The sequence below is a fragment of the Pseudomonas sp. Con_6 genome, from assembly GCF_059379395.1.
Window position 1 is genome coordinate 4,673,551 of the sequence record NZ_CM182011.1, and the last position, 26,398, is coordinate 4,699,948.

Sequence of the window (26,398 nt, forward strand, 5' to 3'; positions counted from 1 at the left end):
GCTCGGGAATTCTTTCCATGGCGATCCCGCATGTCTGCCCAATCCGATCTGCGCTTCACCTTCACCGCCGGTTCCGGCGCGTTCGAAGTCGTCGAATTCCACCTCGTCGAAGGCCTCAGTGAAACCTTCCGTCTCGACGTCCAGCTGAGCAGCACCAACGCCGCCGTCGACTTCGGTGAAGTCCTCGACCGCCCCGCCCTGTTCACCATCTGGCAAGGCGAGAAGCCCGTGCGCTACGTGCACGGCTCCATCAGTGCCTTCCAGCAAGGCGAAACCGGCTTTCGCCGCACCCGCTACCGAGCCATCGTCGAGCCGCGCCTGGCCCGCCTGAACCTGTGCTCCGACTGGCGCATCTTCCAGACCCTCAGCGTCACCGACATCGTCACGACGATGCTTGAGAAGCACGCCCTCACACTCGACTACGAGCAACGAGTCACCCATCCCCATCCCACCCGGGAATATTGTGTCCAGGCGGGGGAGACCGACTACGACTTTGTGGAACGCCTCGCCCGCGAAGAGGGCTTCTTCTACGGCTTCCTGCACAGCGCCGAGGGCCACCGCCTGGTCCACTGCGACCGCTTGTTGATCTTCGGCAAGCAGCAGGGCAATCCGGTGGAGTACAACCCGACTCCCGGAGGCGACCGCCCGGGCCCGGCGCTGCACCGCTTCACCTACGACGAGAACGTGCGCAGCGCCCGCCAGGTGCAACGGGACTACAGCTTCAAGCACCCGCAGTACAGCCATCAGACCCGGATCGAGGCCTCGGACCTCAAGCACCAGGCTCGAAGCTACGAACGCTACGACTACCCCGGACGCTACAAGGAGGATGATACGGGCAAGGCCTTCACTCGCGACCGCCTGCGCGGGCTGCGTGGCGATGCCTGCCAGGTCATCGCCGAGGGCGACGATGCGCGGCTGGTGCCGGGTATCTACTTCGACCTCGTCGGCCACCCGCGCGAGGACCTGAACCGCGGTTGGCGCCCGATCCACCTGGAGCATCGCGGCAAACAGCACGTCAGCCAGGGCGAGGACAGCGCCGGCGCCGAAACGGGCACCCACTACAACAACATCGCCACCCTGGTACCCGACGACACCGAATGGCGCCCCGAGCCGCTGCCCAAACCCTGTATCGATGGCCCGCAAGCGGCCCGTGTCGTGGGTCCGCCAGGCGAGGAAATCTACTGCGACGAGTATGGCCGGGTGAAGGTGCAGTTCCCTTGGGACCGTGAAGACAGCGACAACGAGCACAGCTCCTGCTGGATCCGTGTATCGCAGGACATCGCCGGGGCGCTGTGGGGGCATATGGCGATCCCGCGTATTGGTCAGCAAGTGTTCGTCTCCTACGTAGACGGCGACGCGGACCAGCCGATTGTGACGGGCCGCGCCTACAACGCGCTGCAGCGGCCGCCCTACGAGCTGCCCAGGCACAAGACGAAAATGACGATAAAGAGCGAGACCCACAAAGGGAACGGATTCAACGAGCTGTGCTTCGAGGACGAGGCAGGGCTTGAAGAGGTATTCATCCATGCCCAGCGGGACCGCAACAACATCGTCAGGAACGACGAGACCACCTTCGTCGGGCATGACAGAAGCGAGCAGGTGGACAACGACGAAACCCTGACCGTCGGCCACGACCGCAAGGACACCGTGGGCAATGACGAGCACGTGCTCATCGGACGTAACCGACGGCATGAGATCGCTCAGAAAGACGAGTTGATCATCGGACGTCACCACACCATCACCACGGCCCTGGACCGTACCGAAGAGGTCGGCGGAAACCGCCAGGACACCACGGCCGCCAATCACCGGGTGGTGATCGGCGGACATCTGCAGCAACAGGTACAAGGGGCCGTCAGCCTGCAAGCAGGGCAGCGCATCGTCCAGCACACCAGGGTCTTCGAAATCCTTTGCGCCGACGCGCTGGACATCAAGGGGCCAGGGGGCTTACTGCGTATCGACGCTGCGGGCATCACCCTGGATGGCATCACGATCCAGCAACGAGGGTCACTGACGCTCGACCCACGGGGAAACAGCAACAGTATCGCCATGTCCGGCGTTGCGGACGTGAGCGAACCGGTGTGTGTGGGATGTCTGCTCAAGGCTATCGCCGAGGGGAGCAACCTGATCCCGATGGAAGGAGCACCTGCCGCATGACGACAACCTTCGCACGTGGACTGGTGGAGCAACTCCGGCCGCTACCAGACCATCGCCTGACAGCCATCGTGGAAATGGCTCGCCTGTCGCCTCCCGAGCGGCAGCAGGTTTTCGATACGTTCGGCAACGCCGGCTATCCGATCCTGCATCAGCAAGACTTCGCCAATCTTCGGGACATCGGTCCCTGGTTGTTCTGCTCCGGGGAGCACACCAGCCTGCAACGCCAGTTCGACTTCCATCATTACCTGAGCAAAGCGGCAGGCGATGCACCGACCAGTTGGCTGATTAGTGCCCTGGAACCCTCCCGGCTCGCTTTCCATCTTGGTGAGGCCGCCATTGCCCGAAGCCCGGACGGAAGCACCCACCTGCTGCGCTTCTACAGCGAGAAAGCCTTTCCCGTGCTGTATTCCCGCCAGGACCTGCCCGGCATCGTGCACCTGCTTGCCCCCATCCACTCATGGTGGCTCAGGGAGCCCGAGTCTGACTTCGGTGATGGAGAAAAAGTCTGGCGACGCTATCCGGGCAAGGACCGGGCGGACTACTGCGGCGTTCCGCCGATCCACCTTGACCAGCTCAGTTGGGATGACCTGACGGGTGACAGGCTCAGCTACCAGTTGGTCGACCTGATCGACAAGCTGCAGGTAACCCCGGCCAGCGGGATCTGCCGCGGCAAGCGTCTGGCACAAGTCCGCAGGCTGCTGGCCGAGGCGCGCCGGCTGGGTTTGAGGCAGCAAGCGGACCAGAGCGACTACGCCCTCCTCCTGGCCCTGCATGACCGGGCCTTGCGCGGCGGCCTTCCATGGATAGACGCACTGAAAGACGCCCTTGAAGGCAAGCAGCCCCTCGCCCAGGCGCTGAAACGGCACATCTCCCAGAAAATGCTGACGAGTCCCCAAAATGTCTGACTTGGAAAAAACCTTCGAACTCTGCGAGCAGATGCGTACGTGGCTGCAAAGCCAGGGACCGGGCTCGGCCACGACCTGCACCCGCACTCTCTCTTTCCTCCCGCTGCGCCATGGCGCAGTGGGCGGCAGCGCGAGCCAGAGGGGACAACTGCCCTTCCTGCCGCCACACCTGAGCCACCCCACAAAGGTCGGTCGGCTCAGCGAATCCGGCTATGCCCTGCGCCCCCTGCGCGAGGGTTTCCTCTATGTCCTCGTCAAGCGCAAGCAAGCAGCCTACGCCTGGCATAGCCAGTACCGCGTCTCGGATATCGGCACACTCGACTTCATCGAGGCCGACCAACCCTGGGCCCCATCGGCTCCGGCCTTTGGCCCAGGCGGAGTGAAGGGCCTGACCTGGATGCTGCGGCTGCACGACATGGACGACATCGATGACCTGCGCTTTCTCTACAGCCCCGCGCCCCTCACCCAGACAGTGCGCGACAGGTTCCGCCAGCTTGGCAAGTACCGCGACACCATGACCTCGGTGGATATCGCCGGACTGCTCTCGGCAGAGCCAGCCGTCATGCCCAACGTGCTCACCCGCGATGCCCTCGACCTGATCGCGGACTTCGCGGCGGACAGCAAGCCCGCGCTCAAGGAGCACCTCAAGACTCAAGCCTTCCTGCCCTTCCCGCCGCCCCGGCAGGCGGTCTCCGCAGAAATGCGGCCTGCTGCCGGACGCAACACTCCAGGCGGAATCGCCATCGTCCTGAACGATGCCCTCGGCATGGTGCAGGAACTCAATGCCTGGCGTAACGCGAGCAGCGACTCGTTCGACGCCTTCATGGCCGAAGAGGATGAAGAAAAGGTCGACAACCAGCGCAAGTTCACCATCGCCTTCGCCATCGACAACATCAGGAAGCTGGTGGAAGACGAGGCCGAGGCCAGCTATCGCAATCATCAGAAAAATCTCGGCGTGCGCTACACCGACCCGGAGTACCAGGCGGGCAACAGGTATGCAGTGGTGCAGTCCTCCGGCAACTACCAGAGCTTCCGCAATCCGACGCACCAACGGCAGGTGCAGGAAGCCGCGGTCAAAGCCGCACGCGCCGGCAGTTGGGACAAGTACGAACCCTATATCGACGAGCAACGGCGCCAGGACTTCCTCAAGCGCTATCAAGCGGAGGCTGCCAAGGCCGATGCGGCTCGCGATGCACGCACGGCGGATCACCTGCTCTGGCTACAGAGCGAACAACTGCTCGATGCGCTCGAAGTATTCGACCGTGACGACACGGAACAAGCACTGTTGTTCGAAGACCAGATAGGCAAGGCCATCGCCGGAATGAATGCCACCGAAGCTGGCCAGGCGTTGCTGGAGCGCTGGCGCGAAGCGGAGGTCTCACGGGAAAACCTGTACTGGCGGTCGCTGGCGCAGAACCAGCAGGATGCCGAAGAAGAAGTGGCTGCGTTGTACGAGGCCCGCAGCACGCTGGAGGACATCGACCCTGCTGCCCTGCAGGACCGCCTGAAAAAGCTGGCCTTCCTCTACGACCGTGCGCATGCCTTCATGGACGCGCTGGCCGAGGGCACGGGCGGACCACCGTCCAGCTACCTGGTGGGCGGGGCCATGTTGATCAACACCCTTGGCAACTCCCTGCTCCAGAACAAGCCCGCGACCCTTCTGGACAAGGCCGCCAACAAGGTTGCGGCAGCGGTGCTGCAGGCGCAACTGGGGAGCTATGCACAGAGCATCCAGCTCGAAATGCGTGGAGGGAAACCCCTCAGTCGCGGCGCGGCAGCGCGCATCGATCGGGCTGCGCAGCGTAGCTTCGAAGATGCACTTCAGGGAGGAAGCCGGGGGCCGATGGTAGAGATGAGGCTTGGCGGGGTCCTGGCGGTGCTGGATGTCTGGAATCTGCTCAACAAGCTGGCGGTCGAGGACAAAGGCGGCAGGCAATATGCCGAGTTGGTAGCCGCGATTCTGGCGGTGACGGCTGCTGGGGTCGAGATTGGCGCGGCGGCGGTGGCGTTTAGTGCGCGGAGTGGGAATGCTGCTGTTCGGCAGGGAGCCAAGGTATTCGGTGGTGGCTTGAGGTTGGGGGCGGGGATTCTGGTGGGGGCGGCTGGGCTGGTGGGGGCTTGGTATGACGTCGAGGATTTTCGTGAGAACTGGAATGCCGGTAAGTACTCGATCGCGAGTTTGTACTTCTTACGTGCAGCAACCCAACTGGGCGGAGCAGCCCTGTCAGTTACTGTTGGTTTAGCCTATGCAAAACCATATTTGGAATACCTTCTCAAAAAATATAGCGCTCGCCCGATTCTTGGTGCGACCGTTAGATCAGGATTGCATGTTTCTACCGCATTGGCCTTGCGCATGACTCCAATGCTTCGAATATTTTTCGGTTTGAACATTGTCATCATGGCACTACTACTAGCCGAGCTATTCCTTTTCCCTAATCAATTACAGCGCTACCTCGACACTTGCACATTCCGCAAGGAGCGCACAAATGACGCCATTGAGTCTGAAGAAGCTGAACTAAAAACCATGCAGAACGCACTGACAGGAACACTCTAATGTATTTTTTGGAGCGCGGCTTTCAATGGTCGAAGACGTTGACCACCTATGAAGAGGTCATGGAGGAATACAGTAGCCAACAGCCCCAACCAGGTCAGGCCGAAATACAAGCTCCAGAAGGGGTAGGCGAATCTGTTTCACGTGAGACATTCGAAAACTCTTCCGTCTATGCACATAGCGATAGCCATATCGATGTTCGCACCCCCAATGACGAGAAGCGCGGAATAATTACTATATTTTGCGCTTGTATTTATGGAATGCTCATCTATGCATTTATCATGACACTACTAGCTCCTATCATTCAAATTCATAGAGGGCGTGGTTACTACGCAGAAACCGAACTAACATTTGTTGACTATTTCTTCATCACACTATTCCCACTTCTATGGCTGGTAGTCCTTGGCTTTTTCTTGAAGTACACATTCCGATTTTTTCGTCTGGAATCGCTTACCGCCCGCCGCATCATCGTTCGCTTCAACCGCATCACCCGAAAAGTCTACCTCCTCCGTCCCCAGCACTTGGGCGGTGTTCGCATCATGGATTGGGACAAGACCGAAATCCTTATCGACAAGAAAATGAGCGAACTGGAAGGCACCGGAGGTTTCGTCATTCTGGTCTGGGACAAAGGCGATGGCGTTGATTTGCAAGGCACCCCCACCGACAACATCGAAGTCACTTTCATCGGCAAACCCACCCGCAACGCCAGCGAACTGTTGGCGTTTTGGGAATACATCCGACGCTACATGGAAGACGGCCCCGCCGCCGCACCAGCCCCGAAGAAACTCATCTGCAAATTCCCCTGGCCCTGGCTTTCGCTCAAGGCCGCCTGGGGGTTGGATACCAGCTTCTTCCGCCAGAGTGAACTACGGGTATTCGTGTTGCTCAACCTGCTGCTATGGCCCGTCATCCTGATCCACGCCACCGGCCACTGGTTGTCACTACTGCTTTGCTATGAGCCAAGGTTTCCGAAGGTCATCGAAGAAGCCGGGCATTGATCGACCCCTCCTCCGGCAACTTGTAGAACGCACTAAAAGGCACACTTTGATGTTTTTTCTTGAGCGCGGATTTCAATGGTCTAAAAAATTAACCACCTACGAGGAGGCCATGGATGAATTCAATAAGCAGCAACGCCAACCTGGGCAGTCAGAACTACATGCGCCTAACGGAATAAGTGATTCGGTTTCGAAACAGACTCGTGACAATTCTTCAATTTACGAATACAACAATAGTCACATTGACATTCGGACCCCTAACGATGAAAAACGAGGACTAATTAGCATTTTCTTCTTCTGCACATGCGCCATTATATTGAAAGGATTGCTCGGCACATTGTATCTAGCCATAAAAATAATAGCCTCCGGCTATCGCCACGATGGAGAACCAATCGCAGCAACAGATTATTTCTTCCTGATAGCGTTTCCGTTATTTTGGCTTGTTGTACTCGGAATCTATCTGAAGTACACACTTCGATTCATCCGCCTAGAGTCTCTCACCGCCCGCCGCATCATCGTCCGCTTCAACCGAATCACCCGAAAAGTCTACATCCTCCGTCCCAAGCACTTGGGCGGTATCCGCATCATGGACTGGGACAAGACCGAAATCATGATCGACAAGAAAATGAGCGAACTGGAAGGCACCGGAGGTTTCGTCATCCTGGTCTGGGACAAAGGCGATGGCGTGGATCTACAGGGCACCCCCACCGACAACATCGAAGTCACCTTCATCGGCAAACCCACCCGCAACGCCAGCGAACTGCTCGCTTTCTGGGAATACATCCGCCGCTACATGGAAGACGGCCCCGCCGCCGCGCCAGCCCCGAAGAAACTCATCTGCAAATTCCCATGGCCCTGGCTTTCGCTCAAGGCCGCCTGGGGTTTGGATACCAGCTTCTTCCGCCAGAGCGAGCTACGGGTATTCGTGTTACTCAACCTGCTGCTATGGCCCGTCATCCTGATCCACGCCACCGGCCACTGGTTGTCACTACTGCTTTGCTATGAACCAAGGTTTCCGAAGGTCATCGAAGAAGCTGGACGTTGATTCACGAACGGCTTCGCGCCCATTCGCGAGCAAGCCCACCCCCACATCCGTCTCGCGCCGTTCATCTGTCCGCCGACCCGGCAATCCCCCCAGCCTCTGCTACCGTGGAAATACCTCCCACAAACACCGCAACACAGGTGACCCCTCATGGCGCGCACCACTCCCATCGAGCTCTACCGCAACATCGGCATCGTCGCCCACGTCGACGCGGGCAAGACCACCACCACCGAGCGCATCCTGTTCTACACCGGGGTCAACCACAAGATGGGCGAGGTCCATGACGGCGCCGCGACCATGGACTGGATGGCCCAGGAACAGGAACGCGGTATCACCATCACCTCGGCGGCGACCACGGCCTTCTGGCAGGGCTCGACCAAGCAGTTCGCCGACAAGTACCGCTTCAACATCATCGACACCCCCGGCCACGTCGATTTCACCATCGAGGTGGAACGCTCGCTGCGCGTGCTCGACGGCGCAGTGGTGGTGTTCAGCGGCGCCGACGGGGTCGAGCCGCAGTCCGAGACGGTCTGGCGCCAGGCCAACAAGTACCACGTGCCGCGCCTGGCCTACGTGAACAAGATGGACCGCCAGGGCGCCGACTTCCTGCGCGTGGTCAAGCAGATCGACCAGCGCCTCGGCCACCATCCGGTCCCCATCCAGCTGGCCATCGGCGCCGAGGAAAACTTCGCCGGGCAGATCGACCTGGTGAAGATGAAGGCCATCTACTGGAACGATGACGACCAGGGCACCAGCTACCGCGAAGAAGACATCCCCGCCGAGCTGCTGGAGCAGGCCCGCGAGTGGCGCGCGCACATGATCGAGGCCGCCGCCGAGGCCAACGACGAGTTCATGAGCCTGTACCTGGACGGCACCGAACTGAGTAACGAGCAGATCAAGGCCGGCCTGCGCCAGCGCACCCTGGCCAACGAAATCGTGCCGGCGATCCTCGGTTCTTCCTTCAAGAACAAAGGCGTGCCGCTGATGCTCGACGCGGTGATCGACTACCTCCCCGCCCCCTCGGAAATCCCGGCGATCAACGGCACCGACCCGGACCACGAGGACAAGCACCTGGAGCGCCACGCCGACGACAACGAACCCTTCTCGGCCCTGGCCTTCAAGATCGCCACCGATCCCTTTGTGGGGACCCTCACTTTTGCCCGGGTCTACTCCGGCGTGCTCAGCTCGGGCGACGCGGTGCTCAACTCGGTCAAGGGCAAGAAGGAACGGGTCGGGCGCATGGTGCAGATGCACGCCAACCAGCGCGCCGAAATCAAGGCGGTGTGCGCCGGCGACATCGCCGCGCTGATCGGCATGAAGGACGTCACCACCGGCGACACCCTGTGCTCCATGGACAAGCCGATCATCCTCGAGCGCATGGACTTCCCCGACCCGGTGATTTCCGTGGCGGTGGAACCCAAGACCAAGGCCGACCAGGAAAAGATGGGTATCGCCCTCGGCAAACTTGCCCAGGAAGATCCATCGTTCCGGGTCAAGACCGACGAGGAAACCGGACAGACCATCATCTCCGGCATGGGTGAGCTGCACCTGGACATCATCGTCGACCGCATGCGCCGCGAGTTCGGCGTCGAGGCCAATATCGGCAAGCCGCAGGTGGCCTACCGCGAGAAGATCCGCAACACCTGCGAGATCGAAGGCAAGTTCGTCCGCCAGTCCGGCGGGCGCGGCCAGTACGGCCATTGCTGGATCCGCTTCGCCCCGGGCGACGAAGGCAAGGAAGGCCTGGAGTTCATCAACGAGATCGTCGGCGGCGTGGTGCCGCGGGAATACATCCCGGCGATCCAGAAAGGCATCGAGGAACAGATGCAGAACGGCGTGGTGGCCGGCTATCCGCTGATCAGCCTCAAGGCCGCGGTGTTCGACGGCTCGTACCACGACGTCGACTCCAACGAAATGGCGTTCAAGGTCGCCGCGTCCATGGCCACCAAGCAACTGGCGCAGAAAGGCGGCGCGGTGTTGCTGGAGCCGGTGATGAAGGTGGAAGTGGTGATGCCCGAGGAGTTCATGGGCGACATCATGGGCGACCTGAGCCGTCGTCGCGGCCTGATTCAGGGCAGCGAGGACACCCCGGCGGGCAAGGTGGTGCGGGCCGAGGTGCCGCTGGGCGAGATGTTCGGCTATTCAACGGAAATGCGCTCGATGACCCAGGGCCGGGCCAGCTATTCCATGGAGTTCACCCGCTACGCCGAGGCGCCGGCGAGCATCGCCGACGTAATCATCAAGAAGCAGGGTTGAAGCACGTTCAAGCAGCGGCGATGGTCCGGACAACCGGCCATCACCGCTGTGCGCTCAGACCAGCAGTCGTGTCACCGTCAGCCCCGCCTGCTGCTTGCTCGCATCACGCACGGTCGCGGCGGCCAGCACCTTGTCCGCGGCCTGGGCCAGCAAGCGTGGTTGCACCTGCTCAACGAAGCCGCCATCAAGTCCGGCACTGCCGGACGCGAACGTGCCATCCACTATGCCGTTGGCAGTGACCCGCCTGACGATCAACTGCTGCGTCTGGCTATCCAGTTCAAGGGTCAATATGCGGCCGGCGGCATCGAGCAGCAGGTCGCGTGGCGTGGTCTGACCCAGTTCGACAGGCTTGCCTGCGTTGAACGTGCTGTCGACGACGCCATTGAGCAGGAACCTGGTCAGGAACCCGCGATCGGCAAAGCCTGCGTCGTTGCCTTGTCCAAGCGCCAGAATCCCGCCATCGACTTGCAACAGCAGGCGTTCGATCGTCATCTCCGCCAGCGAACCCAGCGGCAGACTGACGAACGAGGTCGAACCCAGGGAGAGATCAGGTTCTCCCGTGTCATAGAAGCGCTCCAGGCTTGCCTGCGATTTGCAGCTCCCACCGAACAGCAGACGCGCATCCTTGTCACAGGCAGCGGCATGCAGGCTGGTGTTCTTGCCGAGCCCCAGGCTGCCACCCTTGGCGAAGGTCGAATCCAGCTGGCCCTTGCCCGTGACCCGGACAGCGCAGCTCAGGTCCTGGCTCGAGGGCGCACCTTCGCACACAGCGACCAGCTTGCCGTCCTTCTGTACCAGCAGCGCACGGGCAAAGCGATTGTCCGCCAGCGGCGCGAATACCAGCGTGCCGCCGCTGCCAAAACTGCTATCCAGACGCCCATCGGCCAGGAAACAGGCCAGGAAGAATTCCTCCTTGGCCTCCCGTACGTTCGGTTTACGCCGCGAGCCCAGTGCGACAAGGCGTGCGTCCGGTAGCAGCGCGCATTCCGCCAGGGATATCTCGAACCCCGGGAACAGCTCGCGCACCGCCACGCCCTTGTCACCGAACCCCGTGTCGAGCAAGCCATTGGCGGTGAAGCGAACCAGGGTCAGGGCATCGGGTTTGAGCGATCCGACGCCGATGGCGACGATTTCCTTGCCGGGGCCGAGAATGGCTTGCGCCACATAGTCCTGGCCGGGTAACTCGAAACGCAGTTTGCCGTCCTTGCCGAAAGCAACATCCAGCTTGGCCACCGACGGCCGGGTTTGTACGTTCATCAGGTCATCTCCATCGACACTATGAGGGGCGGATGAGCCACCGCCTCAGCGCGGTGTCACCCGAACCCCTATTCAATGCTTGTCGACGGTTTTGCGCACCTGACAGAAATATCAGGTACGCGGCCGGTCAGTGGTCCGCGCCGGCGCGTTTGAGCAGTTGTTTGCAACGCTCCGAGAGGTGCACCACGCGCAGGTGTTTCCCGGCCTTGGCGTAGCGTTCGCGCAAGGTCTTGAGGGCGGCGATGGCCGAGTAGTCGACGAAACTGAGGTGCTGGCAATCCAGCGTCACCTGCATCGGGTCATTGACCGGATCGAACTGGTTGAGAAAGGGGGCGCTGGACGCGAAGAACAGTGTGCCGTGGACCCGGTACAGCTTGCTGCCGTCAGCCTGCAACTGGCCATCGGCGTACAGCTCGCGGGCGTGCTGCCAGGCGAAGTTGATCGCGGCGATGACGATGCCGAAGAGCACTGCGGTGGCCAGGTCGGTGAACACCGTCACAACGGTCACCGCGATAATCGCCAGCACATCGCTCAGCGGCACCTTGTGCAGTACCCGCAAGGACGCCCAGGCGAAGGTCTGCTGGGCCACCACGAACATCACCCCGACCAGTGCCGCCAGGGGAATCTTCTCGATCAACGGCGAGAGGAACAGCACGAAGAGCAGGATCATCACCCCCGCCACTACCCCGGACAGCCGTCCGCGGCCGTTGGAACTGAGGTTGATCACAGTCTGCCCGATCATCGCGCAGCCGCCCATGCCACCGCACAGGCCGGAAACCATGTTGGCCGCACCAAGGGCCACGCATTCGCGGTCGGGGTGGCCGCGGCTCTCGGTGATCTCGTCGGTGAGGTTGAGGGTCAGCAGGGTTTCCAGAAGCCCGACCAGGGCCATCAGCACCGCGTAGGGGGCGATGATGCGCAGGGTCTCGAGGTTCCACGGGATGTCCGGCAGGGCCAGGGACGGCATTCCGCCGGCGATATGGGCCATGTCGCCGAGGGTACGGGTCGGCAGGTCGAGCAGGTACACCAGCACGCCGACACCGAGGATCGCCACCAGTGCCGGCGGTACGGCGCGGGTCAGTTTCGGCAGGACGTAAACCACCAGCATGGTCAGACCGACCAGGCCAAGCATCAGCCACAGCGCCGGGCCCTGCAGCCAGCTCTCGCCGTCCTTGAAGTGTTCCAGCTGGGCCATGGCGATGACGATGGCAAGGCCGTTGACGAAACCGAGCATCACCGGATGCGGCACCAGCCGCACCAGCTTGCCCAGGCGCAACAGGCCGAAGGCGATCATCAGCAGTCCCCCCAGCAGCACCGTGGCCAGCAGGTACTGCACCCCGTGCTGCACCACCAGGGCGACGATCACCACCGCCATCGAGCCGGCGGCACCGGAGATCATCCCGGGCCGGCCACCGAACAGCGCAGTCAGGGTGCAAATGATGAAAGCACCGTACAGCCCCATCAGCGGGTTGAGGTGGGCGACCAGGGCGAAGGCGATGCATTCCGGCACCAGGGCGAACGAGGTGGTCAAACCGGCGAGGACGTCGCTGCGCACGCGCAGGGCCCGGTTCTTGGTGGGGGTCTGGGACATCGGGGATTCCGTGGGGGTGAGGCGGGAAAAACGTTAGCAAGCTTACCGGATTCACATGACAGCCGCGAATCCCCTGGCCCCCACAAGGTTCGCGGTGCGTCGGTTATTTCCATATGCCAAACAGGGCTATTGACCGCCCGATGCCCCCACTCCATGCTGCGCGCCTCTCCCCATCGCGCAAGGAACGACTGCATGAAGCTGGAAACCCTGGCCATCCACGCGGGCTTCAGCCCGGACCCGACCACCAAGGCCGTGGCCGTGCCGATCTACCAGACCACCTCCTTCGCCTTCGACGACACCCAGCACGGTGCCGACCTGTTCGACCTGAAGGTCGCCGGCAATATCTACTCGCGGATCATGAACCCCACCAACGATGTGCTCGAGCAGCGCATGGCCGCCCTCGAAGGCGGGGTCGGGGCGCTGGCGGTGGCCTCGGGCATGGCGGCGATCACCTACGCGATCCAGACCGTGGCCGAAGTCGGTGACAACATCGTCTCGGTGGCCAAGCTCTATGGCGGCACCTACAACCTGCTGGCCCACACCCTGCCGCGCATCGGCATCCAGACCCGCTTCGCGCCGCACGACGACATCGCCGCCCTCGAAGCGCTGATCGACGAGCGCACCAAGGCGGTGTTCTGCGAGTCCATTGGCAACCCGGCGGGCAATATCGTCGACCTCCAGGCCCTGGCCGACGCCGCGCACCGCCATGGCGTGCCGCTGATCGTCGACAACACAGTCGCCACCCCGGTGCTGTGCCGTCCCATCGAACACGGCGCCGATATCGTCGTGCACTCGCTGACCAAATACATCGGCGGCCATGGCACCAGCATCGGCGGCATCGTCATCGACTCGGGCAAGTTCCCCTGGGCCGAGAACAAGGCGCGCTTCGCCCTGCTCAACACCCCCGACCCGTCCTACCACGGCGTGACCTATACCGAGGCCTTCGGCCCGGCGGCGTTCATCGGCCGTTGCCGGGTGGTGCCGCTGCGCAACACCGGTGCCGCGCTGTCGCCGTTCAACGCCTTCCTGATCCTGCAAGGCCTGGAGACCCTGGCCCTGCGCATGGAGCGCCATACCGAGAACGCGCTGAAGGTCGCCCGCTACCTGCAGGAGCATGAGCAAGTGGCCTGGGTCAAGTACGCCGGCCTGGCGGACCACCCCGAGCACGAACTGGCGCAGCGTTATACCCAGGGCAAACCGGCGTCGATCCTGTCCTTCGGCATCAAGGGCGGCCAGGAGGCCGGCGCGCGCTTCATCGATGCGCTGAAGCTGGTGGTGCGGCTGGTGAATATTGGTGATGCCAAGTCGCTGGCTTGCCACCCCGCTTCGACTACCCACCGGCAGTTGAACGACGAAGAGCTGGAGAAGGCTGGAGTACCGCGGGACATGGTGCGGTTGTCCATTGGTATCGAGCACAGCGACGACATCATCGCCGACCTGCAACAGGCCCTGGCTGCCAGTCGCGGTTGATCCTTTCCGGGGCCGCAAAGCGGCCCCAGATTCCAACACCAGCCGCAGGCTTGAGCGCCCCGCCCAGATTGCCTTGCGCACACACCTTTTCTCCGCTGAACCCCTTGTAATCCGCGACCTTCACCGATTCAGCCATCACCTTCAAAAAAATCAGTGATGGCAGATTGGCACTGACACAATCCTCGTCAATACTGCCTCCCGCATGGAATTCCTTGCCAACACAACATAAGGATATTTGCGATGAGCCAGACCCAGCCATTGGATGTCGCCATCATCGGCGGCGGCGTATCGGGGACCTACAGCGCCTGGCGCCTGCAAGAGGCAAACGGCGCCAATCAACGCATCCAGTTGTTCGAATACAGCGACCGCATCGGCGGCCGTCTCTTCAGTATCAATCTCCCCGGTCTGCCCAACGTCGTCGCCGAAGTCGGTGGCATGCGCTGGATGCCAGCCGCCGACAAGGACACCAGCGGCCACGTGATGGTCGACAAGCTGGTCGACTACCTCAAGCTGCCGACCAAAGACTTCCCCATGGGCAGCAACCTGCCGGAAGAACACCCGGTAGGCTCCAAGGACAACCTGTTCTACCTGCGCGGCGAGCGTTTCCGCCAGCGTGACTTCACCGAGGCTCCGGACAAGATCCCCTACAAGCTGGCCTGGTCCGAGCGCGGTTTCGGTCCCGAGGACCTGCAGGTCAAGGTGATGAACAGCATCTACCCGGGCTTCGCCGATCTCAGCCTGGCCGAGCAAATGCAGGTCAAGGTATTCGGCAAGGAAATCTGGCGCTACGGCTTCTGGGACCTGCTCTACCGCGTGCTGAGCAACGAGGGCTACCAGTTCATGAAGGACGCCGGCGGCTATGAGGCCAACGTCGCCAACGCCAGCGCCGTGACCCAGTTGCCCGCAACCGAGTACAGCGACGAGACGGTGTTCCTGACCCTCAAGACCGGCTTCCAGACCCTGCCGCTGACCCTGGCAAAGCTCTTCGCCGAAGCCGCCGGTGGCCTGGTCCCCGCCGACCAGCGAGTGAAGATGAACCGTCGCCTGGCCTCGCTGCAATACAGCGACGACACCGAATACCCGTATCGACTGCACTTCCAGCCCACCGTGACCGTCGACGGCAACACCAGCGACCTCGATGCGCCGGAAGAAATCATCCACGCCCGCCAGGTGATCCTGGCCATGCCGCGCCGCTCGCTGGAGTTGATCGAATCGCCGCTGTTCGAAGACAAGTGGCTGAAGGAAAACCTCGACTCGGTGCTGGTGCAGTCCGCGTTCAAGCTGTTCCTCGCCTACGAACAACCCTGGTGGCGTGCCCAGGGCCTGGTGGCCGGGCGCTCGGTCACCGACCTGCCGATCCGCCAGTGCTACTACATGGGCACCGAGTGCGAGCAGGACGGCGGCGAGAAGACCCTTAACTCGCTGTTGATGGCGTCCTACAACGACATCGGCACCGTGCCATTCTGGAAAGGCCTGGAAGGCGGCGTACCGTTCGAGGGCTACGCGCCCAAGAGCCTGCAAGGCCGTATCGACAGCAACGAAGTCGTGCCGAAGATGCAGTACCAGATCAGCGAGGAAATGGTGCGCATCGCCCAGCGCCAGGTCACCTCTCTGCACGATCAGATCGAACTGCCGGCCCCCTACTCCGCCGTCTACCACGCCTGGGATGCCAACCCGTACGGTGGCGGCTGGCACGAGTGGAAAGCCAACTACCGCCTCGACCTGATCATCCAGCGCATGCGCCATCCGGTGCAGGAGCAGGAGGTGTACATCGTTGGTGAAGCCTATTCCTATGGCCAGGGCTGGGTCGAAGGCGCGCTGACCACCGCCGAGTCCACCCTGCAGGACTTCTTCGGCCTGCCTCGTCCGCAATGGCTGCCGGAGGCCTATCAATTGCTGCCGACCCCGGCGCCGATCGATATCGACAATCCGCCGTCCCTTGCCTGCACCGACTGCAAGAAGACCCTGGCAGATGTCACCGAGTTCGCCTACACGGGGATCAAGGCATGAACAGCACAGCTTTCACCGTTGCCGACTACCTGCTGACCCGTCTCAAGGAACTGGGCCTGACCAAGATCTTCCAGGTCCCGGGGGACTACGTGTCCAACTTCATGGATGCCCTGGAGAACTTCGACGGCATCGACGCCGTGGGCGAGGTCTACGAAATGGGCGCGGCCTACGCCGCCGACGGCTATGCCCGGGTGCATGGCCTGGGTGCGGTGTCGCTGCAATATGGCGTGGGCACCTTCAGTGCGGTCAACGCCATCGCCGGCTCGTTCGTCGAACGCGCCCCGGTGGTGGTGATTTCCGCCAGCCCGTCCACCAAGAACCGTGAACTGGCACGCAGCCAACACGTGCTGTTCCACCACTCCACCGGCGACTTCGAGGCCGACCGCAATGTGCTGGAGCAGGTGACCGTGGCCTGCGAGATCATCTCCGACGCCCACCAGGCGCCGTGGCAGATCGACAGTGCGCTGATCGCCGCCCTCACCCATCGCCAGCCGATCTACCTGGAAGCCTGGAAGGATGTCTGGGGCGAGCCATGCTCGCGGCCCGTGGGCCAACTGGCACCGGCGCCGACCCCGTCCAATGCATACAACCTCGACCTGCTGGTAAAGAACAGCCTGGAGCGCCTGGCCAAGGCGAAGAAACCACTGGTGCTGCTGGGCGTGGAAGTCATGCGCTACGGCCTGCAGGACGCGGTGCAGCGCCTGATCGACGGCTGCAAGCTGCCGTTCAGCACCACCCTCGACGCCAAGACCGTGCTCGACGAAAGCCAGGCGCCGTTCATCGGCACCTACGCCGGCCCGGCCTCGCGCCTGGAGACCTCGCCGCTGGTGCTGGACGCCGACTGCATCCTGGCCATCGGGGTGATCTTCACCGATGACTACCTGGACCTGCTGCAGGACCGCTTCGACCAGATCATCCAGGTCAACTGTGACCTGGCCCGCACCGGCGCCGAGTACTACCCCAACGTGCGCCTGCCGGACTACGTCGATGGCCTGGTCAAGGCCCTCGGCCTGGACCCGCGCTTCCCCCGTACCGATGTGGCTCTGCCCAAACACCCTGGGCTGCTCGCGGCGTGCGGCGCGGACACGGCGCTGAGCTACGCGAACTTCTTCGCCACCTTCACCGAGTACGCCCGGGAGCATCGCCTGTGGGACAGCAGCACGCTGATCCTCGGCGAAAGCTCGTCGCTGTACGTGGCCAGCAATATCCAGGGCATGCCGCGCAACAGCTTCCTCTCCGACGCCATCTGGGGCTCCCTCGGCCACGAGACCGGTTGCGCCCTCGGCGTGGCCCTGGGCAGTGGCCGGCGGCCGATCGTGGTGGCCGGGGACGGCGGCTTCATGATGGTCAGCCAGTCCCTGGCGGCGCTGACGCGCAACAGGATCAACGCGATCGTCTTCGTGATGAGCAACCAGGTGTATGCCATCGAGCAGGCCTTCGTCGATATCAACGCGTTCAAGCCGGATGGCCAGTTCGCCCCGTTCGACACCCTGCCGACGCTGAACTACAAGGCGCTGGCCGAAGGCTACGGCGCCCTGGGCTACCAGGTACGCACCGAAGGCGAGTTGCAGCAGTTGCTGCCGACGCTGCTGGCGGTGGCTGACAGGCCAGTGCTGGTGGAAGTGAAGATCCCCGAGAAGGACCTGGCGGTACAGATCGAACGCCTGGCTACAACCCCATAAGGAAAACCTTTCATGGAAAGAACGACCAGCATGCGCATGGCCATCGCCTGCGCACTGCTGGCCTCGTTGCCGCTCAATGCCATGGGTCATGGCGGACACGGCGACGCAGGCTCGCAAGGCAAGACCTTCAAGAAACTCCCCGACGACACTACCCTGGAGACCGCGCTGAAGCTGTGCGTCAGCGACAAGGACACCCAGGCAGATCGCCTCCTTTCCGGTCTCGGCGGCACCCGCTACGACCTGGTCTCGGTGGGTGACAGCGAAAAGATCCAGGCCTTCTACAGCCAGGGCATGGCCCTGCAGTACGGTTTCAACTTCAGCGAGGCGATCCGCGCCTTCTACCAGGCGTACCAGCTCGACAACGGCTCGGCGATGCCGCTGTGGGGCATCGCCCTGTCAGCCAGTTCGAACATCAATACCGATGCCACCGAGGGGTGCGACCAGTTGGCGTACCTGGCGGTGAACCTGGCGCAGAAGAACGCGAACCAGCGCGTGAACAGCGTTCCGTCCGGCTTCACCAAGGCGCAGGTCGACCGTGAAGCGGAATACGCCAGCGCCTTCCTCAGCCAGTACGACGTCAACGGCAACGACATCACCCTGTCGATGGACGGCAAGAAGCGCTACGTGACGGAGATGAAAAAGCTCTCCAACAACTACTTCGACGACCTCGACGCCGCCGCCCTGTACGCTGACGCCCTGCTCAACATCGACCCGTGGAAGTGGTGGAAAGGCACCGAGGCCACGTCTGATGCGGTCAAGCCGACCGCCGAAGCGGCCGACGCCCTGGAAGTGCTCAATCGCGTGCTGGTGCAAGACCAGAACCACTCCGGCGCCAACCACTTCTTCATCCATGCCATCGAGGAATCGCCCTTCCCCGACAGCGGCATGCCCATGGCCGAGCGGTTCCGCACCCTCAACCCGGCAGTGGGCCACCTGATCCACATGGCCTCGCACATCTACCAGCGCACCGGCAACAACGCGCTGTCCAGCGCCACCAACTACGCGGCGATCTCGGTGGACCGTGCCTATGCCAACCAGGTCCAGCCGCAAAGCCCTTACCTGCTGCACTACCTGGGACATAACATCCACTTTCTGACCTGGACCCTGTCCATCGAAGGGCGCAAGAACGAAGCCCTGAACATGGCCAGCGAGCTGGTGGACAACACCACTACCAATGCCTCGGTGAAGTTCCTCTGCGAGAAGTATCCGGCGGAGTTGAAGACCAAGTCCGACTACTTCTATGCAGTGCCCTATTACTACGCCGTGCGCTTCCAGGCGTGGGACGAACTGAAAGCGATCGAACCGAAGATCACCGCGGGGTTGGCGCAGATCAACGAGACCTGCAAGGACGCCAAGGGCTGGGAAACACTGACCATGCCCTACACCCGGATCATGCAAAGCTATGCCTCGGCGTATCAGACGCTAGGCGAGAAGCAGGACAGCGCGGCGGCGGTCAAGGCCTTGGGCGGTTTCTGGAGCACCACCGGCAGCGTACTGGCGGAGTCCGGGAAGACTGACCTGACCTATGGCAACAACAAGGCCGTAGACCTGCTGCGCCTGGCCAACCTGATCCTGTTCACCCAGGCCCAGGCTGCCACCGACGGCCAGCTGGTCTTGAAAGACGTGCAGCAAGCCAGTGCCAAGGCCGTGGGTGCGAAGGGCAAGGTGCTGGCGGACGACCTCGCGGCCCTGAAGGACGACGACAAAGCCCAGGTTATCGCGGCCTGGCGCAAAGCGGTCGAGGTGCAGGACGGGCTCTGGTACAACGAGCCGCCGGACTGGTACTACACCGTTCGCGAGTCGCTGGGGTATGCCTTGCTGGCGCAGGGTAAAGCCGAGGAAGCGGAGCGGGTGTTTACCCAGGACCTCAGTGAAAACCGTCTGAGCGGGCGTTCACTGAATGGATTGAAGCTGAGCCTTGAAGCACAGAAGAAGCCGGTGAGTACCGATCTGGAGCAGAAGCTGCAGCAAGCGTGGCGCAATGCCACGGTGAGTGCGAAGCCTTAGCTGGAGTCGGGGCTGCTTTGCAGCCCAGTCACCCAAGAAAGCAAAAACCTGTACATCCATACAGATAAAACTTGCCAGCCATCCTTATCCTGCGCATCCTAGGGAACCTCTTTCCCCAGGATGCCCACCCTCCCCATGCGCCTGTTCCTCTGCGAAAAACCCTCCCAGGCCAAGGATATCGCCAAGGTCCTCGGCGCCAGTCGCCGTGGCGATGGCTGCTGGGTCGGGACCGGGGTGACGGTGACCTGGTGCATCGGCCACCTGCTGGAAACCGCACCGCCCGACGCCTACGACGCGCGCTACAAGCGCTGGGTGCTGGCCGACCTGCCGATCATTCCCGGGCAATGGAAGATGCAGGTCAAGCCGAAGACCGCCAGCCAGTACAAGGCGGTCAAGCGTCTGCTCGGCGAGGCGGCGGAACTGGTGATCGCCACCGACGCCGACCGCGAAGGGGAAATGATCGCCCGCGAACTGGTGGAACACTGCCGCTACCGTGGGCCGATCCGCCGCCTTTGGCTGTCGGCGCTGGACGACGCCTCGATCCGCAAGGCCCTGGCCAGCCTCAAGCCCGGTGCCGAAACCTTCAGCCTGTACCACTCGGCCCTCGGCCGCTCCCGCGCCGACTGGCTGATCGGCATGAACATGAGCCGCCTGTTCACCCTGCTCGGCCGCCAGTCCGGCTACCAGGGCGTGCTGCCGGTGGGCCGGGTGCAGACCCCGACCCTGCGCCTGGTGGTGGACCGCGACCGCAGCATCGCCGACTTCGTACCAGTGCCGTTCTGGGCCATCGATGTGCAGCTGGACAGCGATGGCACGGTATTCACCGCACAATGGCGTGCACCGGACGACGCCTGTGATGAACAGGGTCGCTGCCTGAAGCAGGAACTGGCGCAACAAGCTGCGGGGGCGATGCAAGCGGCGGGTTCGGCGCAGGTAGTCGAAGTGAAGACCGAGCGCATGCGCGAGGTGGCACCGCTGCCCTTCGACCTGGGTACCCTGCAGGAAGTCTGCTCGAAGAAGCTCGGCCTCGGCGCCCAGGAAACCCTGGATATCGCCCAGTCGCTGTACGAAACCCACAAGGTCATCACCTATCCGCGCAGCGATTGCGGCTACCTGCCGCTGAGCCAGCACGGCGAGGCGCCGGCGATCCTCGCCGCCCTGCACCGCGCCGACCCGAGCCTGGCGCCCTTGCAGCCGCACCTGCAGGCACAGCGGCGCTCGCGGGCGTGGAACGACGCCAAGGTCAGCGCCCACCACGGCATCATCCCTACTGCTGCGGCCGTCACCCCGGATCGTCTGCCGCGCAAGGCCAAGGCGGTCTACACCCTGATTCGCGCGCGCTACCTGGCGCAGTTCCTGCCCAACCACGAGTACGACCGTACCCAGGCCGACTTCGATTGCGCAGGCCAGGCGCTACGCGCGGTGGGCAAGCAGATCGTCGAGCCGGGCTGGCGGCGTGCCCTGCCGGAAGCACTGACCCCGCCGAAAGGCCGCGAGGCTCCGGCGCCGCAGGTGTTGCCGGCGTTGAGCAAGGGCCAGTGGTGCGCGCTGCACGACCTCGCCCTGAAAGACCTGTGGACCCAGCCACCCAAGCCCTTCACCGAAGGCGACCTGATCAAGGCGATGAAGAACGTCGCCAGGCTGGTGGACGACCCCCGGCTCAAGCAGAAGCTCAAGGACACCACCGGCATTGGCACCGAGGCGACCCGGGCGGGGATCATCCAGGGGTTGCTGGACCGCGGTTACCTGGTGAAGAACGGCAAGGCCCTGAGTGCCACCCCGGCGGCCTTCAGCCTGATCGATGCCGTGCCCCGAGCCATCGCCGACCCAGGCACCACGGCGATCTGGGAGCAGGCGCTGGATATGGTGCAGAGTGGAGAAATGAGCCTGGAGACCTTCGTCGAGAAGCAGTCAGCCTGGATGAGCAAGCAGGTGGAGCGTTGCTCGGGGTTGAGCCTGACGATTTCAGGGCCGGCGACACCGGCGGGACGGGGTGGGTCGCCTTGGAAGAAGAAGCGCAAGAGCAGTGCAGCAGCAGGGGCCGGGGCGAAGCGAGTGCGCAAGCCGCAGGCGAAGAAATCAGGAAGTTGATGTCGGTCTCAAGGGCCTCATCGCAGGCTTCGCCAGCTCCCACAGGTTTCGCGTCGAGCCGGAATGCTGTGGCTTGCAGTGATACTGTGGGAGCGGGCGTTACCCGCGATGAGGCCATCAGCAACACCATCAGGCCAGAGCCCTACTCTTTTACTGCCTGCAGGGTATAGCTCAACGGCAACCGCCAAGGCTGGCTGTCCAGTTGCCATTCCCCATTGTCCCGCCGGCTCATCTGCCCGGGCAGAGCCTCCCAGGGAATGCTGTCATGCTCCACCAGGCCGCTGATGCGCAGACCCTGGCTGAGCAAGGCACTCACCACTTCACCCAGGCCATGGTTCCATTCATGGGTCTCGGTATGGGTGAGGCTGGTATCAGTGGTCACATAGGTCTGGTCACTGATCCATACCGTCGGCTCCGGTCGTTCGAAATACGGGTACTCAACCACCAGCCGGTCGCTGTGATCCTCGTTGATCGCCATCAGCATAGGGTGCCCGTCACGCAGGAACAGGCGCCCACCCGGCTTGAGCAAGGTGGCCACGGTGCCCGCCCAGCGCTGGATATCCGGCAGCCAGCACAAGGCGCCGATGCCGGTATAGATCAGGTCGAACGAGGCGGCCGGCAGGGTCGAGCAGGCAGCGTAGACATCCGCCTCGACATACTCGATGGCCACCTCGCAGCGCTCGGCCAACTCCCGGGCCTGCTCGAGCGAGCGCGCGGAAAAATCCAGCCCGGTCATGTTCGCCCCGAGGCGGGCCAGGGACAGCGTGTCGGTACCGATATGGCACTGCAGGTGCAGGCCGCGCTGGCCTTCGATATCGCCCAGCAGCGGCAGGTCGAAACGCACCACCTCGGACAGGTGCGCAGGATCGGCGACGAAGGTCGCCACTTCATAGTCGCCAGACGCAGCATGCAGCGGCGCGCGTTCGTCCCAGCTGGCTTTGTTGAGGGCAAGTGAATCGGCCATGGTCAGCTCCTTTGGTCCAGGTCCGCGATCACCTTAGTGTGGCCCATCGGCGCTGGCAATGTGCCGGTTGCCGAATTGCGGTATAACGGCAGCTTCGTCACTCAAGGAAGACCTGCATGAAACTGGGATACACCATTGCCTATGTCGCGGATGTCGCGGCCTCGCTGAACTTTTTCGAACGTGCCTTTGGCCTGCGACAGCGCTTTCTGCATGAGTCCGGGGACTATGGCGAGCTGGAGACCGGAGCGACGACCCTGGCTTTTGCCTCGCTGGAACTGGGTGAAGTGAATTTCGAAGGTGGCGTACTGGCAGCCAGCGAGAGTGCACGGCCGTTGGGTATGGAACTCGGGCTGGTGACCGATGATGTGCCGGCGGCGCACGCCCGGGCGGTGAACGCCGGAGCGCAGGAGTTGAAGGCGCCGCAGGTGAAGCCGTGGGGGCAGACGGTGTCGTGGGTCAGGTGCCCGGCGGGGATTCTCGTGGAGTTGTGTACGCCGGTGGGATAAGTGGCTGCACGCCGTCCACCCGCCCCCACAGCAATCTCACTCGTGATGCGGTTCACCCAGGAACGTCAGCGAAGTGAACAACCCCTCCTCCGCCGTCGGCGCATCCTTGGCCAGCGGCCGGGTGACGCTGGCGGCGAGGATGTTCAGGCCTTCGTTGCGCACTACGACGCTGGCCCGTCCTTCATGGTCGGTGATGGCCGATACCTGGTGTGGCGCGCCACGATAATCGCCAATCACGTCCACCCCGGCCAGCGGCTTGCCATCCAGCAGCACCTGCACCGGCAACGCCTGGCCCGGCCCGACCTTGAGCGGATCGACCTGCGGCACGATCACCAAACGCAGCGCCTTCAGGTCCGGCAGCCTGGCGCCTTGCTGATACAGCGCCACGCTGTACTTCCAGGTATGAATCGAGCTGACCGCATCACGCACCTTGGTCCGGTCATCGTTCACCCACTTTTTCTCCGGCGTCTGCGACCATGCGCCATTGTCCAGCGCCACCGCCACGCCTGCCGGCGTACGCAGAGGTTGCAGACGAGCATGGTCGGCCAGGCGTTCGACCGTCACCGGGATCTGCCCGCCGCGCACATCCCAGGCCCAGGCGCGCTTGATCTTCTGCGCCTTGAACGCGGAGTCCTCGGCACCATGCCCATACACCACCTCGATCGCACCGCGACGTTGTTCGGTCCACAACCCATGGCCTTGCGCACTGCCGGCGGCAGCGAAAAGACCGGCCAGCAGCCAGGGGGTCAGTCGCTTTTTCATTGCATGTCCTTATCGTGATCAGAGGGAATAGGTCAGGCTGAGGCTGAGGTTTCGCGGATCGCCCGGCAGGTTCCAGGCGGCGTTGTAACCCCGCTCGTAGTACTTGCGGTCGAACAGGTTGTTCAGGTTCAGGCCGAAGCTGAGCTGCTCGCTGGCCTTGTAGTGGGCGAGCAGGTCGACGGTGCTGTAGGACGGCAAGCGGAAACTGCTGCCGGCCTGGCCCGAGCGTTCGCCGACATAGTTGGCCGCAGCGCCAAAATCGGACCCGCGCAAGGCGCCGTCCTGAAACTCGTAGACCGCCATCAGGCTGCCGCTGTGGCGAGGCACGCCGAGCAGGTCGCTGCCCTTGGGCAAGGCCGCATCGCCCTTGGTCACCTCGGCATCGATGTACGCGTAGGCGCCGATCACCCGTACCGCATCGGTCATCTGGCCGCTGAACTGCAGATCCAGCCCCTGGCTGCGCGCCTTGCCGGCGGCGATGCTGTCGCCGAGGGCATCGGTGGTGATGACGTTTTCCTTGTCGATATGGAACAGCGCCAGGGTCGCACCGATACGGCTGTCGAACAGGTCGAGCTTGAGCCCGGTTTCATAGCCGATGCCCTTCTCCGGCTTGTACACCTGGCCGCGGGTGCCGATGGCGTTGGGCTTGAACGACGTGGAGGCGTTGGCGAACACGCCGACTGCTGGCGTCAGTTGATACAGCAGGCCGATCCTCGGCGTGGCCACGTCCTTTTGCTGGGTGTTGCTGACCCGGGTGCTGCGGTTCAGTGCGGTCTGCTCGACCCGCTCCAGGCGTACCCCGACCAAACCGCGCAGGCGCTCGGTAAAGGCGATCTGGTCCTGCAGGTTGAGAGCATGGCTCTCGGTGCGCTCGAAGAAGTCGTTGGGGTTGACGATCGCAGGCTTCGGCTGACCGTACACCGGGTTGTAGATGTCCAGCCCGTAGCCGAGGCCGGTAACGCTTTGCGGGTACTTCTGGCTGTTGCGGTAGTTCTCGTACTCCAGGCCTACCAGGGTCTGGTGCTGCCAGCCAGCCCAGTCGAAGTGACCGTGCAGCTCGACCTGAGTGATGTTGTCGTTCCACTCGAAGTCGCGCTCGCGGTAGAACCGACTGATGCGATCCCCCACTACCCGGGAGGTTTCCGAGCTGGCACCGCGCAGGGTGCCCTGGGTGTAGTGGTTGGCCAGACGCAGTTTCCAGTTGTCGTCGAGGTAATGCTCCAGGGCCACGTCGAGGGTCTGGTTGTCGTTGCGGATATGGCCGTCGTTGGGCTCGCCGAGGAAGGTCGAACGGGATACCGGGCCCAGTTCGCCATTCACTGCCGGTATGCCGCGGTCGAACACCGATTCGGTGCGGGAAAACTCGGTGTCGATGGACAGCAGGGTGTCCGGGCTCAGTTGCCAGCTCAGCGACGGACTGACGATAGCGCGGCGACCGTCGACGTGATCGCGGAAGCTGCCGTTGTCTTCCACGGCCAGGTTCACCCGCGACAGCACGCGGCCGTCCTCGTCCAGCGGTGTGTTGACGTCGAGGCTGCTGCGGTAGCGGTCCCAACTGCCGGCGCTGGCCTTGAGGGTGGTGAAGGCCTCGGCCTGGGGTTTCTTGCCAACGATGTTCACCAGCCCGCCAGGATCGCCACGGCCGTAGAGGCTGGCGGCGGGTCCCTTGAGCACCTCGATGCGCTCGATGGACGAAGCATCCGGGGCGCTGTAGCTGCCGCGGTTGATAGCGAAGCCGTTCTTGTACAGTTCGCCGGTGGTGAAGCCCCGCACGCTGTAGTTGAGGAAGGTCAGGCCGCCGAAGTTGTTCTGCCGCGAGACGCCGCCGGCAAAGTCGAGGGCGCGATCGATGCGGGTGGTGTTGAGGTCTTCGATGACCTGGGCCGGGACCACGCTGATGGCTTGCGGGGTATCGCGGATATCGGTGTCGGTGCGGGTCGCGGTGGCCGAGCGAGTGGCACGATAACCCTGTACGGGGCCGTCGGCGCGTTCTTCGAGGCGGCGTTCGGTGACGGTGACAGCGTCCAGCAGGACGGCGTCTTCGGCCAGGGCGGGGACAGCGAGCAGGCCGGCAGACAGGCCGAGGTACAACCTTCCAATGGGGCGGTTCATGGGGGCTCCCGAGTTATTTATGTAATAACATAACAACTTAAAA

At 62.9% G+C, this 26,398-nt stretch carries 17 protein-coding genes; 12 read left to right on the plus strand and 5 right to left on the minus strand.

Annotated features, from left to right (window positions below; translation table 11 throughout):
• Positions 1–30: 30 nt before the first annotated feature.
• The 6 genes from AC5QPF_RS20725 (at position 31) to fusA (ending at position 9,903) form a co-directional block, all read left to right on the plus strand.
• Entirely contained in the window at positions 31–2,154 is a 2,124-nt protein-coding gene (locus AC5QPF_RS20725; RefSeq protein WP_494959665.1) for a type VI secretion system tip protein TssI/VgrG, read from the plus strand.
• Positions 2,151–3,059, plus strand: coding sequence for a DUF4123 domain-containing protein (locus tag AC5QPF_RS20730; protein WP_494959666.1), 909 nt, complete (start codon positions 2,151–2,153; stop codon positions 3,057–3,059). The genes AC5QPF_RS20725 and AC5QPF_RS20730 overlap by 4 nt, the downstream gene beginning before the upstream one ends.
• Positions 3,052–5,613, plus strand: coding sequence for a T6SS effector BTH_I2691 family protein (locus AC5QPF_RS20735; RefSeq protein ID WP_494959667.1), 2,562 nt, complete (start codon positions 3,052–3,054; stop codon positions 5,611–5,613). Before AC5QPF_RS20730 ends, AC5QPF_RS20735 begins: the two co-directional genes overlap by 8 nt.
• Complete coding sequence (locus tag AC5QPF_RS20740) at positions 5,613–6,608, plus strand: DUF6708 domain-containing protein (protein WP_494959668.1); 996 nt, start codon at positions 5,613–5,615, stop codon at positions 6,606–6,608. The genes AC5QPF_RS20735 and AC5QPF_RS20740 overlap by 1 nt, the downstream gene beginning before the upstream one ends.
• 49 nt (positions 6,609–6,657) lie before the next feature.
• Positions 6,658–7,650 carry a DUF6708 domain-containing protein gene (locus AC5QPF_RS20745; RefSeq protein ID WP_494959669.1) on the plus strand — a complete coding sequence of 331 codons (993 nt, stop codon included), beginning with the start codon at positions 6,658–6,660 and terminating at the stop codon, positions 7,648–7,650.
• A 147-nt stretch (positions 7,651–7,797) separates the two neighbouring features.
• The gene (gene fusA, locus AC5QPF_RS20750; protein WP_494959670.1) at positions 7,798–9,903 is read left to right on the plus strand and encodes an elongation factor G; all 2,106 of its coding nucleotides are present in this window, start codon (positions 7,798–7,800) and stop codon (positions 9,901–9,903) included.
• A 54-nt stretch (positions 9,904–9,957) separates the two neighbouring features.
• Here fusA and AC5QPF_RS20755 read toward each other — a convergent pair whose 3' ends face one another.
• Positions 9,958–11,160, minus strand: coding sequence for a hypothetical protein (locus tag AC5QPF_RS20755; RefSeq protein WP_494959671.1), 1,203 nt, complete (start codon positions 11,158–11,160; stop codon positions 9,958–9,960).
• A 127-nt stretch (positions 11,161–11,287) separates the two neighbouring features.
• The gene (locus AC5QPF_RS20760; RefSeq protein ID WP_494959672.1) at positions 11,288–12,751 is read right to left on the minus strand and encodes a SulP family inorganic anion transporter; all 1,464 of its coding nucleotides are present in this window, start codon (positions 12,749–12,751) and stop codon (positions 11,288–11,290) included.
• A gap of 192 nt (positions 12,752–12,943) precedes the next feature.
• Here AC5QPF_RS20760 and AC5QPF_RS20765 point away from each other — a divergent pair, with 192 nt between their 5' ends.
• From AC5QPF_RS20765 to AC5QPF_RS20785, 5 genes are all read left to right on the plus strand, one after another.
• Complete coding sequence (locus tag AC5QPF_RS20765; RefSeq protein WP_494959673.1) at positions 12,944–14,221, plus strand: bifunctional O-acetylhomoserine aminocarboxypropyltransferase/cysteine synthase; 1,278 nt, start codon at positions 12,944–12,946, stop codon at positions 14,219–14,221.
• Between the two features lie 240 nt (positions 14,222–14,461).
• Positions 14,462–16,231: an FAD-dependent oxidoreductase gene (locus AC5QPF_RS20770; RefSeq protein ID WP_494959674.1), complete on the plus strand. Its 1,770-nt coding sequence runs from the start codon at positions 14,462–14,464 to the stop codon at positions 16,229–16,231.
• A complete protein-coding gene (locus AC5QPF_RS20775; RefSeq protein WP_494959675.1) occupies positions 16,228–17,913 on the plus strand; it encodes a thiamine pyrophosphate-binding protein in 1,686 nt (561 codons plus the stop codon). Before AC5QPF_RS20770 ends, AC5QPF_RS20775 begins: the two co-directional genes overlap by 4 nt.
• A gap of 12 nt (positions 17,914–17,925) precedes the next feature.
• Positions 17,926–19,920: a hypothetical protein gene (locus tag AC5QPF_RS20780; protein ID WP_494959676.1), complete on the plus strand. Its 1,995-nt coding sequence runs from the start codon at positions 17,926–17,928 to the stop codon at positions 19,918–19,920.
• 135 nt (positions 19,921–20,055) lie between these two features.
• On the plus strand, positions 20,056–22,011 hold the full coding sequence (locus AC5QPF_RS20785) for a DNA topoisomerase 3 (RefSeq protein WP_494964221.1): 1,956 nt from the start codon (positions 20,056–20,058) through the stop codon (positions 22,009–22,011).
• Positions 22,012–22,153: 142 nt separating this feature from the next.
• Here AC5QPF_RS20785 and AC5QPF_RS20790 read toward each other — a convergent pair whose 3' ends face one another.
• Positions 22,154–22,975 carry a methyltransferase gene (locus AC5QPF_RS20790; RefSeq protein ID WP_494959677.1) on the minus strand — a complete coding sequence of 274 codons (822 nt, stop codon included), beginning with the start codon at positions 22,973–22,975 and terminating at the stop codon, positions 22,154–22,156.
• Between the two features lie 116 nt (positions 22,976–23,091).
• Between AC5QPF_RS20790 and AC5QPF_RS20795 the strand changes: the two genes are divergently transcribed.
• Positions 23,092–23,481, plus strand: coding sequence for a VOC family protein (locus AC5QPF_RS20795; protein ID WP_494959678.1), 390 nt, complete (start codon positions 23,092–23,094; stop codon positions 23,479–23,481).
• 36 nt (positions 23,482–23,517) lie between these two features.
• On the opposite strand, the gene AC5QPF_RS20800 is transcribed toward AC5QPF_RS20795, so the two are convergent.
• The gene (locus tag AC5QPF_RS20800) at positions 23,518–24,243 is read right to left on the minus strand and encodes a DUF4198 domain-containing protein (protein WP_494959679.1); all 726 of its coding nucleotides are present in this window, start codon (positions 24,241–24,243) and stop codon (positions 23,518–23,520) included.
• 18 nt (positions 24,244–24,261) lie between these two features.
• Positions 24,262–26,355 carry a TonB-dependent siderophore receptor gene (locus AC5QPF_RS20805; protein ID WP_494959680.1) on the minus strand — a complete coding sequence of 698 codons (2,094 nt, stop codon included), beginning with the start codon at positions 26,353–26,355 and terminating at the stop codon, positions 24,262–24,264.
• Positions 26,356–26,398: the final 43 nt, after the last annotated feature.

Excerpts from the sequence above, each read along its gene's own strand:
- AC5QPF_RS20805 (WP_494959680.1), bottom strand. The coding sequence starts at position 26,355 with ATGAACCGCCCCATTGGAAGGTTGTACCTCGGCCTGTCTGCCGGCCTG.
- AC5QPF_RS20745 (WP_494959669.1), top strand. The coding sequence starts at position 6,658 with ATGTTTTTTCTTGAGCGCGGATTTCAATGGTCTAAAAAATTAACCACC.
- AC5QPF_RS20740 (WP_494959668.1), top strand. The coding sequence starts at position 5,613 with ATGTATTTTTTGGAGCGCGGCTTTCAATGGTCGAAGACGTTGACCACC.
- AC5QPF_RS20770 (WP_494959674.1), top strand. The coding sequence starts at position 14,462 with ATGAGCCAGACCCAGCCATTGGATGTCGCCATCATCGGCGGCGGCGTA.
- AC5QPF_RS20790 (WP_494959677.1), bottom strand. The coding sequence starts at position 22,975 with ATGGCCGATTCACTTGCCCTCAACAAAGCCAGCTGGGACGAACGCGCG.
- AC5QPF_RS20780 (WP_494959676.1), top strand. The coding sequence starts at position 17,926 with ATGGAAAGAACGACCAGCATGCGCATGGCCATCGCCTGCGCACTGCTG.
- AC5QPF_RS20795 (WP_494959678.1), top strand. The coding sequence starts at position 23,092 with ATGAAACTGGGATACACCATTGCCTATGTCGCGGATGTCGCGGCCTCG.
- AC5QPF_RS20765 (WP_494959673.1), top strand. The coding sequence starts at position 12,944 with ATGAAGCTGGAAACCCTGGCCATCCACGCGGGCTTCAGCCCGGACCCG.
- AC5QPF_RS20785 (WP_494964221.1), top strand. The coding sequence starts at position 20,056 with ATGCGCCTGTTCCTCTGCGAAAAACCCTCCCAGGCCAAGGATATCGCC.
- AC5QPF_RS20800 (WP_494959679.1), bottom strand. The coding sequence starts at position 24,243 with ATGAAAAAGCGACTGACCCCCTGGCTGCTGGCCGGTCTTTTCGCTGCC.
- AC5QPF_RS20755 (WP_494959671.1), bottom strand. The coding sequence starts at position 11,160 with ATGAACGTACAAACCCGGCCGTCGGTGGCCAAGCTGGATGTTGCTTTC.
- AC5QPF_RS20735 (WP_494959667.1), top strand. The coding sequence starts at position 3,052 with ATGTCTGACTTGGAAAAAACCTTCGAACTCTGCGAGCAGATGCGTACG.
- fusA (WP_494959670.1), top strand. The coding sequence starts at position 7,798 with ATGGCGCGCACCACTCCCATCGAGCTCTACCGCAACATCGGCATCGTC.
- AC5QPF_RS20730 (WP_494959666.1), top strand. The coding sequence starts at position 2,151 with ATGACGACAACCTTCGCACGTGGACTGGTGGAGCAACTCCGGCCGCTA.
- AC5QPF_RS20775 (WP_494959675.1), top strand. The coding sequence starts at position 16,228 with ATGAACAGCACAGCTTTCACCGTTGCCGACTACCTGCTGACCCGTCTC.
- AC5QPF_RS20725 (WP_494959665.1), top strand. The coding sequence starts at position 31 with ATGTCTGCCCAATCCGATCTGCGCTTCACCTTCACCGCCGGTTCCGGC.
- AC5QPF_RS20760 (WP_494959672.1), bottom strand. The coding sequence starts at position 12,751 with ATGTCCCAGACCCCCACCAAGAACCGGGCCCTGCGCGTGCGCAGCGAC.